Annotated in this window: 10 protein-coding genes; 5 read left to right on the forward strand and 5 right to left on the reverse strand. The window is 70.1% G+C overall.

Features of this window, described 5'->3' with window-relative positions:
- Positions 1–4: 4 nt before the first annotated feature.
- Positions 5–643, forward strand: a complete 639-nt coding sequence (locus tag AB0269_RS07270) for an SDR family oxidoreductase (protein ID WP_366210582.1) — start codon at positions 5–7, stop codon at positions 641–643.
- Positions 644–655: 12 nt separating this feature from the next.
- On the opposite strand, the gene AB0269_RS07275 is transcribed toward AB0269_RS07270, so the two are convergent.
- Together AB0269_RS07275 and AB0269_RS07280 are read right to left on the reverse strand one after the other, a co-directional pair.
- Positions 656–1,267, reverse strand: a complete 612-nt coding sequence (locus AB0269_RS07275; protein ID WP_366210583.1) for a GNAT family N-acetyltransferase — start codon at positions 1,265–1,267, stop codon at positions 656–658.
- A gap of 10 nt (positions 1,268–1,277) precedes the next feature.
- The gene (locus AB0269_RS07280) at positions 1,278–2,717 is read right to left on the reverse strand and encodes an MFS transporter (RefSeq protein WP_366210584.1); all 1,440 of its coding nucleotides are present in this window, start codon (positions 2,715–2,717) and stop codon (positions 1,278–1,280) included.
- A 71-nt stretch (positions 2,718–2,788) separates the two neighbouring features.
- Between AB0269_RS07280 and AB0269_RS07285 the strand changes: the two genes are divergently transcribed.
- Positions 2,789–3,859, forward strand: coding sequence for a low specificity L-threonine aldolase (locus tag AB0269_RS07285; protein WP_366210585.1), 1,071 nt, complete (start codon positions 2,789–2,791; stop codon positions 3,857–3,859).
- 97 nt (positions 3,860–3,956) lie between these two features.
- Here the strand turns inward: AB0269_RS07285 and AB0269_RS07290 are convergent, their stop codons facing one another.
- The gene (locus AB0269_RS07290) at positions 3,957–4,556 is read right to left on the reverse strand and encodes an NUDIX hydrolase family protein (RefSeq protein WP_366210586.1); all 600 of its coding nucleotides are present in this window, start codon (positions 4,554–4,556) and stop codon (positions 3,957–3,959) included.
- Between the two features lie 44 nt (positions 4,557–4,600).
- Here AB0269_RS07290 and AB0269_RS07295 point away from each other — a divergent pair, with 44 nt between their 5' ends.
- A complete protein-coding gene (locus AB0269_RS07295; RefSeq protein WP_366210587.1) occupies positions 4,601–5,254 on the forward strand; it encodes an alpha/beta hydrolase-fold protein in 654 nt (217 codons plus the stop codon).
- On the opposite strand, the gene AB0269_RS07300 is transcribed toward AB0269_RS07295, so the two are convergent.
- A complete protein-coding gene (locus AB0269_RS07300; RefSeq protein WP_366210588.1) occupies positions 5,243–5,578 on the reverse strand; it encodes a hypothetical protein in 336 nt (111 codons plus the stop codon). The genes AB0269_RS07295 and AB0269_RS07300 overlap by 12 nt on opposite strands.
- Before the next feature lie 206 nt (positions 5,579–5,784).
- Here AB0269_RS07300 and AB0269_RS07305 point away from each other — a divergent pair, with 206 nt between their 5' ends.
- On the forward strand, positions 5,785–7,395 hold the full coding sequence (locus AB0269_RS07305; RefSeq protein WP_366210589.1) for an ATP-binding cassette domain-containing protein: 1,611 nt from the start codon (positions 5,785–5,787) through the stop codon (positions 7,393–7,395).
- On the opposite strand, the gene AB0269_RS07310 is transcribed toward AB0269_RS07305, so the two are convergent.
- Positions 7,388–7,801, reverse strand: a complete 414-nt coding sequence (locus AB0269_RS07310; protein WP_366210590.1) for a DUF6157 family protein — start codon at positions 7,799–7,801, stop codon at positions 7,388–7,390. The genes AB0269_RS07305 and AB0269_RS07310 overlap by 8 nt on opposite strands.
- A 70-nt stretch (positions 7,802–7,871) precedes the next feature.
- On the opposite strand from AB0269_RS07310, the gene AB0269_RS07315 reads away from it, so the two are divergent.
- Positions 7,872–12,587 carry a DEAD/DEAH box helicase gene (locus AB0269_RS07315; RefSeq protein ID WP_366210591.1) on the forward strand — a complete coding sequence of 1,572 codons (4,716 nt, stop codon included), beginning with the start codon at positions 7,872–7,874 and terminating at the stop codon, positions 12,585–12,587.
- Positions 12,588–12,606: the final 19 nt, after the last annotated feature.

Raw genomic sequence — 12,606 nt, forward strand, 5'->3', positions numbered from 1 at the left:
CACCATGACTGCTGAGGGACGCACGATCGTGCTCGCCGGGGGAACGAGCGCTACGGGGAGAGCGATCACGCGGGCGCTGGTGGATGCCGGTGCCCGCGTGATCGCGACCGGACGATCCGAGTCCGGGCTCGCCGCCGTGCGGGATGCCGGCGCAGAGGCCGTGGTCGCCGATGCGACCTCGCTCGACGACATGACAAGACTTGCTGGGGCGCTCGACGCCGTCGACGGGGTGTTCCCGCTCGTCGGCGGTTGGCGTGGGGGCGGCGGACTCGGAGGACAATCCGACGACGACTTCGCCGCCCTCATGCCGGCTCTCGAGGCCGTGCGCGCCACGTCGCGCGCATTCGACGAGCTGCTGCAGGCGTCGGGTGCCGGACGCTTCGTGATCGTGTCATCCACCGCGGTGGCCCGTCCCCTAGCCGGCGGCGCGAACTACGCGGCGGTCAAGGCAGCGAGCGAGGCATGGGCACGCGCCGTGGCGCACGGGTTCGCGAAGAGCGCGCGGGATGCCGAGACGCCGCTGCGCGCGGCATCCGTCGTCTTCCGCGCGAAGGCGCTCGATGCCGACGCCCTGGCCACCGCCATCACGGGGCTGTGGGATGCCGACGCGGCGGAGCTCAACGACCGCGTGATCGATCTCTGAGGTTCTTCGGCGTCAGAAGTCCAGCCGCATGACGACACGGCGGGTCGTTGGCTGCGCGACCTGGCGGAACCCCGCGGCGAGGAACGGTCCGACAGGGCCCACGTTCATCTCATCCCCGGTGATCTTCGTGCCCTGCGCGAGCATGGGGTACCCCTCGACGGCCGACGCACCGCGTCGACGTGCGTACTCGGCCGCTCCCGCTACGAGCGGATACGTGATCCCCCGCCCCCGGAAGCCTCGACGAACGACCATGCACGCGATCGCCCAGACCGATTCGTCGTCCTTGTCCTCATCGCGGCCCTTCCACGGCACGGGCGAACCGCGCAGCCTGCCGTAGACGCCCCGACGGTCCACCGCGCACCAGCCGATGGGTTCCTCGCCCAGGTAGCCGACGACGCCGATCGTCGCGTCGGCACGTGGATCGGCGCAGCGGGTCTCGCTCTCGAACAGATCCCGTCGCTCGTCGACGGGCATGTACCACCAGTCGTGGTCGCCCAGACGCTGGCGCTCGCACTGGCACCGGTGCGCGGCCCCCGTGAGGATCGACTGCAGGTCGTCCCACGACGCCTCGTTGGCCGGTACGACGCGGATGCCGTCCGTTGCGATGTCGACGTCGTCGCTCACGCTCGAGTGCTCAGCTGTGGGCGTCGGGGAGCCGGGGCGGCTGGCCGGGGACCGTCGGCGGAGCATCCAGAACGGGAGCCTCGTCGACCGTCGCCTGCTCGTCGATGTCGGCCGCGTCGCCGCCGGGAAGCTCCTGCTCCGGAGCCTGCTCGTACAGCAGCGTGAGCTTTCGGTAGGACCGGGTGAAGAACGCGATCCCTGCGGCGACCACCATGATGAGACCTGCGAACAGGCACACCAAAGCGATCCCGCGCGCCTCACCCTCGCCCAGCAGCCAGCCCCACTGGCGCTGACCGGCAGGGCTGTCCATGAACGGGATGATGAGGAACTCGGCGATCGGGGCGATGAGGAACGCCGTGATCGGGGCGGCACTGGCCTCCATCGCCGCAGCCGTGCCGAACACGCGCCCCTGCCGCCGGAACGGCACGACCTTCTGGATCACCGTCTGCTCAGCCGCCTCGACCGGCGGCACGAGCATCATGTAGATCCAGATCCCCACCACGTACAGCGGCCACCACTCCCGCAGCATGAAGACCGCCCCGAGCAGGCCCATCGCGATCACCACGAGCAGCATGGTGCGCACCGGCCGCTTGCCGAGCCCGAACTTGGCAACCAGCGCCCCGCCGATGAGGAAGCCCGTCGAGCCGAAGGCCAGCGCGATGCCCCAGAGCTGCGCGTTGAACAGCGTCAGACCATAGGGGTCCATCAGCGCCATGTAGACGCCGCCGATGAGGTTGTTGAACGTCGAGAAGATGATGAGGGCGAACAACCCCGGCGCCATCCGGATCGCCTGCACGCTGCCGCGGAAGTCGAGCGCGCCGGACGAGTTCGGGTCGGGTTGCGGCTCCTCCTCGGGGATGCGGATGAACAGCAGATGCACGAACGTCACAGCCATGAAGACGATCGCGATCACCAGCGTCCATCCCATGCCGAGGAAGCCGATCGACAGCCCCGAGAAAACGCTCGTCACGAGGAACGCGATGCCCTGCACCGTGCCGACCAGGCCGTTGGCGTTGGCGCGCTTGTCCTCTTCGATGAGCAGCGTCACGGTGGTCGACAGCGCGATGTTGCGAAGCTGCTCGATCACGCCGCCGAACAGGATGACCGCGGCGAACACCCAGAACCACGGGGCGCCGAGATCGAGGATCTGCTCTTCCGTGAAGAAAACGTAGAGAACCCCTGCGACGCCGAACGCGACGGCGGAGACGATGCTCGACAGCAGCATCACGGCGTGCTTGCGGTGCCTGTCGACGACTGTTCCGAACACCATCGCGAAGACGGCGACGAAGAGCATGTACGCACCGCCGATGATGCCCGTGGCGAGCACGGATCTGGTCTCGATGTACACCCAGAACGTGAGCGCGAACCACAGGAAGCTCGTCGTCACGTTCGCGATCAACGTGTTGACGAGGACGCCGACGAATGCTCGCCTCGCGGCTGTGCGTTCCATGCCGAGAACACTAATTCGGGGGACCGACATTGGACAGGGGCTCCCCGAAACTTCGCAAGTAGGCTTGTCCGGTGAGCACACTGCATGACCCCGCGATCCGGGGATTCGCGTCGGACAACTACTCCGGCATCCACCCTGAGGTCCTAGAGGCCATAGCCGCGGCGAACGATGGCCACCAGATCGCCTACGGCGAGGATCAGTACACGGAGCGGCTGCAGGAGGTCTTCCGCGGCCACTTCGGTGACGGCATCCAGGCTTTCCCCGTGTTCAACGGCACGGGCGCGAACGTCGTCGGCCTGCAGTCGATGCTCCCCCGCTGGGGTGCGGTGATCGCGGCATCCACTGCGCACATCAACGTCGACGAGGGCGGTGCCCCCGAGCGCATGGGCGGCATGAAGCTGCTCACCGTCGAGGCCCACGACGGCAAGCTCACCCCCGAACTCGTCGACCGCGAGGCGTGGGGCTGGGGCGACGAGCACCGCGCGCAGCCGCTGGTCGTCTCGATCACGCAGTCCACCGAGCTCGGCACCCTGTACACACCCGACGAGATCCGCGCCCTCGCCGAGCACGCGCACGGCCACGGCATGCGCCTGCACATGGACGGCTCGCGCATCTCCAACGCCGCCGCCGCCCTCGACCTGCCGTTCGCGGCGTTCACGCGCGACGTCGGCGTCGACGTGCTCAGCTTCGGCGGCACGAAGAACGGAGCCATGCTCGGTGAGGCGATCGTCGTGCTGAATCCCGAGGCATCCGACGGGCTCATCTACAGCCGCAAGTACTCGATGCAGCTCTCGTCGAAGATGCGTTTCGTCTCGGCGCAGCTGATCGCCCTGCTCGAGGGCGATCTGTGGAAGCGCAACGCCAGCCACTCCAACGCGATGGCCGCGCGCCTGCGCGCCGGGATCGAGGCGGGTCTCGCCGCCGACACGATCCGCGGTGTCGAGTTCACCCAACCGACCCAGGTCAACGGCGTCTTCGCGACGCTGCCGGCCGGGGTCGCCGACCAGCTGCGCGAGGTCTTCCGGTTCTACGACTGGGATGCCGCTCGCCGCGAGGTCCGCTGGATGTGCAGCTTCGACACGCAGGAGTCCGACGTCGACGCCTTCATCGAGGCGCTGGGGCGGCTGACGACCGGCGCCTGACCGCGAAACGGGCCTTGCGCCACGAAACCGGTCTTGCCACGACGTGTCTCGTGCTGCAGGCCCTGTCTCGATGAGTCGAGCGGGCGATCCGCGGGCGTCAGCGCAGCAGGCCGAGACTCGCGAGGGCGTTGCGGATCAGCGTGCCGCGGCCGCCCTCCATCTCGTCGGAGAGCGCGTCGGACGCCGCCTCCTCCGGCGAGAACCAGGTGACCTCGAGCGCGTCCTGGCGCGGTTCGCACGTCCCCGTCACCGGCACGACATATGCAAGCGAGACCGCGTGCTGCCGATCATCGTGGAACGCGCTCACCCCGGGGATCGGGAAGTACTCGGCGACGGTGAACGGCACCGGCTGCGGCGGCAGGAGCGGGAACGCCATCGGTCCGAGATCGTTCTCGATGTGGCGGAAGAGGGCGTCGCGAACGGTCTCGCCGAACCGCACCCGCCCCGATACGATCGTTCGCGTCATCTCCCCCAACGGGGTCGATCGCAGCAGGATGCCGAGTTCGGTGACCTGCCCGGTGCCGTCGGTCCGCACCGGGATCGCCTCGACGTACAGCATCGGCAGGCGACGTCGCGCCTCGGCGAGCTCGAACTCGCTCAGCCAGGCGGGGTTGCTCGCATCGGCCGGCGGCTCGCTGAACTGCGAGAGGTCGTCGTCCTCGCCGTCGGGGTCTGGATCTGGTGTGCGCACCGCCATGCTCCATTTCTACCAGTGTCGGTCTGCGCTGGCAGGATGGACGCGTGAGCGACTCCCTGATGATCGATGCGGATGCCACGCGCTGGGCGCCGGCGGACCGCGCCGGCCTGCCGCTGCTCGTACTGCTGCACGGGTACGGGTCGGATGAGAACGACCTGTTCGCGCTGCGTCCGTTCCTCCCCGAGGGGATCGCGGTCGCTTCGGTCGCGGCACCCCTCACCCCGCCGTTCCCGATGTCGGGCCGGTCCTGGTATCCCATCGAGGGCCTCGAGGGTCGGAGTCCCGCCGCGACAACATCCGCGGCCGAGGCGCTGCTGCGCTGGCTCGACGACCACGCCGCCGCTGCCCCGAAGATCGCGCTGCTCGGCTTCTCGCAGGGCGCCGCGGTGTCTCTGCAGGCGATGCGGCTGGATGCTGGGCGCTTCGGTGCGATCGTCGCGCTGAGCGGGTACGCGACCCCGGGCGACCTCCCGGGCGACGAGGAAATCCGGACGACGAGGCCGCGCGTCTTCTGGGGTCGCGGCACCCACGACGACGTCATCCCGCAGCCGCTCATCGACCACACGTCGCAGTGGCTCCCCGATCATGCCGAGCTCACCGGCCGCGTTTACCCCGGCCTCACCCACAGCGTCTCGGAGGAAGAACTCGCCGACGTGCGGGTGTTCCTCGAGAAGTGGCGGGACGACTCAGCGAGCTGAGTCCGGTTCGTCGCCGCCGGTCTGATCGTCTTCCGGCTCCTCCGCGTCGGCATCCCCATCGTCATCCGCGGGACGCCGCCGACTCCCGGCTGCACCGAACGCGATGGCGAATGCGATCCCGATGGCGATGCCGATCGCGATCCCCACGCCCATGTTGTCCAGCGCGGAGCCCATCGCGACGCCGACGCCCATGCCGAGAGCGATTCCGATCCCCCAGCTCATCCGCTGACGGACCTCGTGACCGCTCATCTGCTCGTCGCCCATGTCTCCACGGTACGGCGATACGTCGGCGACGGCATCCGCCTCACGGCGGAGATCCGACACGCCCGGGTGTTGCGCGATGCGACACGCCCGGGTAGCATCAACGAGTCCTGTCCGCCGTGTTTGGAAGTTCATTGATCTGAGTCGTCGCTCCCGCGCCCATCTTTCCGCGCGCTGACACGACTCCTTCCCCTGCGGTTCCGCCTCCGCCGTTTCTCGGCGTCAATGGGCGACCGGTGCCAGTGCACCCGCACACCACGGAGACACGCATGCAGACCTCGACCCTTCATTCCTCGGTCACCCTCGACCGACTCACCTTCACCTGGCCGGACGGATCCACGGCCCTCGCCGGCGTGGACGGTTCGTTCGGCGCCGGGCGCACAGGACTCGTGGGCCGCAACGGCTCCGGCAAGTCCACGCTGCTGCGCCTGATCGCCGGTGACCTGGCACCGACGTCCGGGGCGCTCACGACCTCGGGCGACGTCGCCTACCTGCCGCAGCGACTAACGCTCGACACCGGTCGGCGGGTGGCCGATCTGCTCGGCATCGCTGAGGCGCTCGACGCCGTCCGCGCCATCGCGGGTGGCGACGTGGATGCCGCGCACTTCGACGCCGTCGGAGACGACTGGGACATCGAGGCGCGCGCGCAGGCGGCGCTGGCCGAAGCAGGACTCGATCCGACGTTCCTCGATCGTCGGGTCGGGGAGCTGTCAGGCGGCGAGGCGGTACTCGTCGCGATCGCCGGCATCCGCCTGCGCCGCGCGCCGATCACGCTGCTCGACGAGCCGACGAACAACCTCGACCGGGACGCCAGGGCGAAGCTCGCGGCGATGGTGCGCTCCTGGAAGGGCACGCTCATCGTCGTCAGTCACGACGTGGCGCTTCTCGAGCTGATGGATGCGACCGCCGAGCTGTACGCGCACGAGCTGACGGTGTTCGGCGGACCGTATTCGGAATGGCGGGCCTGGCTGGATGCCGAGCAGGGCGCCGCCGTGCAGGCCGAACGCGACGCGAAGCAGGCGTTCAAGAAGGAGAAGCGGCAGCGCATCGAGGCGGAGACCAAACTCGCCGGACGCGCCAGGGTCGCGAACAAGGCCTATGTGGAGAAGCGGGTGCCCAAGATCATCGCCAACGGGCGGAAGATGGCCGCGCAGGTGTCGGCCGGAAGGCTGCGCACCGAGGTCGCCGAGAAGGAGAGCATCGCGCGCGACGCGCTCGATGCGGCAGGGCGGCGGGTGCGCGGCGACGCTTCGATGAAGATCGAGCTCCCCGATCCCGAGGTGTCGCGCAGCCGCCGCATCGCGACGATCGGCGACGCCGAGAGATCCTGGGTCATCCAGGGTCCGGAGCGCGTCGCACTCATCGGCGGCAACGGCGTCGGCAAGACCACGCTCCTGCAGCGGCTGGTGGCGGGCGGCGGAGACGGGAGCGTCGAAGCGACGGCGCACACCGACCGCATCGGCTACCTGCCGCAGAGGATCGACGGGCTCGACGAGTCGCGATCGGTGATCGAGAACGTGGCGCTGGCCGCACCGGACATCCCCGAGAAGGACCTGCGCAACAGGCTCGCCCGGTTCCTCATCCGAGGTGATGCGACCGACCGACCGGTGGACACCCTGTCAGGCGGCGAGCGCTTCCGCACGGCTCTGGCGACGCTGCTTCTCGCCGACCCTGCTCCGCACCTCGTCGTCCTGGACGAGCCGACGAACAACCTCGACCTCGACACGGTCGACCAGGTCGTCGAGGCGCTGCGCGCCTACCGCGGCGCCGTGCTCGTCGTCAGTCATGACGACGCGTTCCTCGCCCGGCTCGACCTCGATCTCACCCTTGAGCTCGATGCCGACGGGCGCCTGACCGAGGTCGTGGCGCCGACTACTTAGCGCGGCTGCTGCGCATCGCCCTGGTGTGTGCGAGAGCGGGGTCGGCGGCGAGCGCCGCGTACTCCTCGGAATCCCGCGGCACCAGGGCGACGCGCCCCTCCGCGTCGTGATGCGTGCCCCAGCCGTACCGCTTGCCGAGCGGTGAGGACCGCAGGCACGGCTGACCCTTCGAGAAGAACTCAGCCCTGGCGTCGACGTCGTCGGGATCGATGCCCTTGCGCAGCGCATGCGTCTCGAAGATGACGTCGTCGGAGGTGCGGCCGTAGGGCTTCTCGGAGATGAGCCGGTAGTGCAGCGCGGCGATCGACAGGTTCTCTGCGATCGGCGGCTCGGCTCCGTGCTCGATCGGGCAGTCGTCGGAGACCTCGATGAAGGTGCCCCGGTAGTTGGTCGTGTGCTCCGCCATGACACCACCATCCACCAGGCCGCGGACATTGTCGAGAGCGCATGTCGGACGCCTGCACGAAGATGGACATGTGGGTGACTCTTCGACAGGCTCAGCGCACCGCGTTCTCGATCGCTTCACCCCGGCGACGCAGGACTGGTTCCGGGGTGCGTTCGCCGCGCCCACGAACGCGCAGGCCGGTGCGTGGGACGCGATCTCGGCCGGCAAGCACGCTCTCGTCGTGGCCCCGACCGGTTCTGGCAAGACTCTGTCGGCGTTCCTCTGGGCGATCGACAGTGTCTTCCGCGAGAAGGCGGATGCCGCAGACAGCACAGGCACCCGCATCCTCTACATCTCTCCCCTCAAGGCGCTCGGCGTCGACGTCGAGCGCAACCTCCGCTCGCCGCTGGTCGGCATCGGCCAGTCGGCTCGCCGCCTCGGCATCCACGCCCCCGGCGTCACCGTAGGCGTCCGCTCGGGAGACACGACCTCGAGCGACCGGCGCAAGCTCGTCGCGAACCCGCCGGACATCCTCATCACGACGCCCGAGTCGCTGTATCTGATGCTCACGAGCCGGGCGGGCGACACCCTGCGCGGCGTGCACACCGTGATCATCGACGAAGTGCACGCGGTCGCCGCCACAAAGCGCGGCGCGCATCTCGCCGTGAGCCTCGAGCGCCTCGACGCGCTACGGCGCGCAGCAGGGGCGGATGCCCCGGCTCAGCGCATCGGGCTGTCGGCGACCGTCCGTCCCATCGACGAGGTCGCCCGATTCCTGGGCGGGTCGGCGCCGGTCGAGATCGTGGCGCCGACGGCCTCGAAGACGTTCGAGCTGTCGGTGTCCGTCCCCATGGACGACATGACGAATCCGCCTCCGCCCCCGGGCGCACCGTCGGCAGATGGCGAAGCGGCCGAGTACACCGAAGTCACCGGATCGGTCTGGCCGCACGTCGAAGAGGCGATCGTCGACCGCATCCTCGAGAACAACTCCACGATCGTGTTCTCGAACTCCCGCCGCCTCGCCGAGCGCCTCACCGGCAGGCTCAACGAGATCTACTCCGAACGCATCGGGGTTCCCCTCCCCGACGCATCGGCGCCTCCGGCCGCCATGATGGCCCAGGCCGGCTCCACGGCCGGCGCCGATCCCGTGCTCGCCAAGGCGCACCACGGATCGGTCTCGAAGGAGCAGCGGGCCCTCGTCGAGGAGGAGCTCAAGTCCGGCGTCCTGCGCTGCGTCGTCGCGACGAGCAGCCTCGAGCTCGGCATCGACATGGGCGCTGTCGATCTCGTGATCCAGGTCGAGGCGCCGCCGTCCGCGGCATCCGGTCTGCAGCGCGTCGGTCGGGCAGGCCACCAGGTCGGCGAAGTGAGTCGCGCCGCGCTCTTCCCGAAGCACCGCGGAGACGTGCTGCACACCGCGATCGTCACGGAGCGGATGCTGGCGGGCAAGATCGAGGCGATCGCCGTGCCGCGCAATCCGCTCGACATCCTCGCGCAGCAGACCGTCGCCGCCTGCGCGCAGGGCGCCATCAGCGTCGAGGACTGGTTCGAGACGGTTCGGCGGTCTGCACCGTTCCAGTCGCTTCCGCGGTCCGCGTTCGAAGCGACCCTCGACCTGCTGGCGGGCCGGTTCCCGTCCGACGAGTTCGCCGAGCTCCGCCCGCGCCTCGTGTGGGACCGGGATGCCGGCACACTGACGGGCCGCCCCGGCGCGCAGCGGATCGCGGTCACGAGCGGCGGCACGATCCCCGACCGCGGGCTCTTCGGCGTCTTCGTCGCAGGCGAGGGTGCCGGCCGCCGGGTCGGCGAGCTCGACGAGGAGATGGTCTACGAATCCCGCGTCGGCGATGTCTTCACTCTCGGCACGACGAGTTGGCGGATCGCCGAGATCACGCACGATCGTGTGAACGTGCTGCCCGCGTACGGGCAGCCGGGCAAGGTGCCGTTCTGGCACGGCGACGGCATCGGCCGCCCGTACGAGCTCGGTGAGGCGCTCGGCGCTTTCTCCCGCGAAGTGGATGCCGCGCCTGCGGAGAAGGCCGCGCAGCGCCTGATCGACGCTGGGCTCGACGAGCAGGCCCGCACCAATCTACTGGCGCATCTGAAGGAGCAGCGCGAGGCCACCGGCACGCTGCCGACCGACCGTAACCTGACCGTCGAGCGCGGGCGCGACGAGGTCGGCGACTGGCGGGTCATCCTGCATTCCCCCTACGGCATGAAGGTGCACGCGCCATGGGCGCTGGCCATCAACGCCCGCGTCCGCGAGCGCCTGGGTGTCGACGGTTCGGCTGTCGCGAGCGACGACGGCATCATCGTCCGGATTCCGGATGCCGACGCCGAGCCGCCCGGCGCCGAGCTGTTCGTGTTCGACGCCGACGAGCTGGAGCAGATCGTCACGGACGAGGTCGGCGGGTCGGCGCTGTTCGCCTCACGGTTCCGAGAGTGCGCCGCGCGAGCGCTGCTCATGCCGCGGATGAATCCGAACAAGCGGACGCCCCTGTGGCAGCAGCGGCAGCGGTCGGCGCAGCTGCTCGAGGTCGCGCGGCGGCATCCGACGTTCCCGGTGATCCTGGAGACCCTGCGCGAGGTGTTGCAGGACGTCTACGATCTGCCGTCGCTGCGCAGGCTCACCACCGCGATCGCCGAGCGCCGCGTGCGACTGGTCGAGACCGAACCCGCGCAGCCCTCGCCATACGCGCGCGATCTGCTGTTCGGCTACGTCGGCGCGTTCATGTACGAGGGCGACTCGCCGCTCGCCGAGCGCCGGGCCGCCGCGCTGTCGGTGGACCCGGCGCTGCTGGGCGAGCTGCTCGGCACCGTCGAGATGCGCGAACTGCTCGATCCCGAGGTCATCGCGCAGTTCGAGCGCGAGGCCCAGCGGCTCGATCCGTCGCGTCGTGCCCGCGGACTCGAGGGTGTCGCCGATCTGCTCCGCACGCTCGGTCCGCTCGACGCCGCCGAGGTCGCCGCGCGCCTCGAGCCGGACGGTCCCGAATCCCAGACAAGCTCGGTCGCTGACGGCGTGTCGGGGCCTCAGCACGCCGCACAAGACTCGGATCGTCTGGGATCGGGGACGGCCTCCGCCCACCTCGACGCCCTGATCTCCGCCCGCCGCGCGATCCCCGTCACGATCGCCGGCGCATCCCGCATCGCCGCGATCGAAGACGCGGGGCGCCTGCGCGACGCCCTCGGCGCGGCCCTGCCCACCGGCATCCCCGTCGCGTTCCTCGAGCCCGTCGCCGATCCGCTCGGCGACCTCGTCTCGCGTCACGCGCGCACGCACGGCCCCTTCACGACGAACGCCGTCGCCACGCGTTTCGGTCTCGGAGCCGCCGTCGCGCGGCACACGCTGCAGCGGCTCGAGCAGGCCGGGCGCATCACGAGCGGCTACTTCCTGCCCGACGCCGCAGGCAGTGCGACGGAGAACGAGTGGTGCGACACCGAGGTGCTGCGACGCCTCCGGATGCGCTCGCTCGCAGCGATCCGCGGCAGCGTCGAGCCCGTGGCCCCCGAGGCGTACGCCCGATTCCTGCCCGACTGGCAGCATCTGGCACGTCCGCTCGAGGGCGTAGACGGCGTGCTTGCCGTGGTCGAGCAGCTCGCCGGCGTGCCGATCCCGGCAAGCGCGTGGGAGTCACTCGTGCTGCCGTCGCGGGTCCGGGACTACTCCCCCGCGATGCTCGATGAACTGACCTCCAGCGGCGAAGTCGTCTGGGCCGGACACGGCACGCTGCCGGGACGCGACGGCTGGGTGTCGCTGCATCCCGCCGATCTGGCGCCGTTCACCCTGCCGATCCCGGAGACTCCCGACGACTCTGCATCGGGCGCGGGCGGCGACCTGGAGCGCGCTCTGTTGGAGGCACTCGGCCATGGCGGTGCGTACTTCGCCGCGCAGCTCAAGGAGATGGCAGGGGCGGAGAACGAGCAGTCCGCGCTCGAGGCGCTGTGGAATCTGACATGGGCGGGACGGGTGACCAACGACACCTTCGCGCCGGTGCGCACTCTGCTCGCCGGCGGATCGCAGGCGCACAAGTCCGTCCGACGAGCACCGCGCACGCGAACGTTCCGCGGGGTGTCGCTGGGGAGCGTGTCGTTCAGCGGCGGGTCGACCGCGCCCCCGCGACCGACCGCGACGGGCGGGCGGTGGTCGCTGCTGACGACCGACCGGGCAGACAGCGGCGCGGCGGCGAACCGCAGGGCGACCGTCTCGGCAGGGCTCCTCCTCGACCGCTACGGGGTCGTCACTCGCGGCGCCGTGCAGTCCGAGGGGACTCCGGGCGGCTTCGCCCAGGCCTACCGCATCCTCGCCGGCTTCGAGGAGGCTGGTCACTGCCGCCGCGGCTACGTCATCGAGAAGCTGGGCGCCGCGCAGTTCGCGGCATCCACGACGGTCGACCGTCTGCGCACCTTCGCGAACCTGCCCGACCCCGCCCCGCAGCGCGCGATCACCCTCGCGGCGACGGATCCCGCGAACCCGTATGGCGCGGCGCTCGCGTGGCCCCGGCGCGAGGGCGTGTCGCATCGCCCCGGCCGCAAGGCCGGCGGGCTCGTCGTCCTCGTCGACGGCGCGCTCGTGCTCTACCTCGAACGCGGCGGTCGTACGGTGCTCGCGTTCGCTGACGACCCGGAGGCGCTGCGTGCCGCGGCATCCGATCTCGTCACCACCGCACGCGCCAGGCGCCTCGACACCCTCACCGTCGAGAAGATCAACGGCGAGCCGATCTACGGCACCCCGTTCGCGACGGCCCTGCAGGAGGCCGGCTTCGTCGCGACCCCGCGCGGCTTCACCCTGCGCAAGGCGCTGTAGGCAGGGCGATGTCCGACAT

The organism is Microbacterium sp. NPDC077644 (assembly GCF_040702785.1).
Taxonomy (GTDB): domain Bacteria; phylum Actinomycetota; class Actinomycetes; order Actinomycetales; family Microbacteriaceae; genus Microbacterium.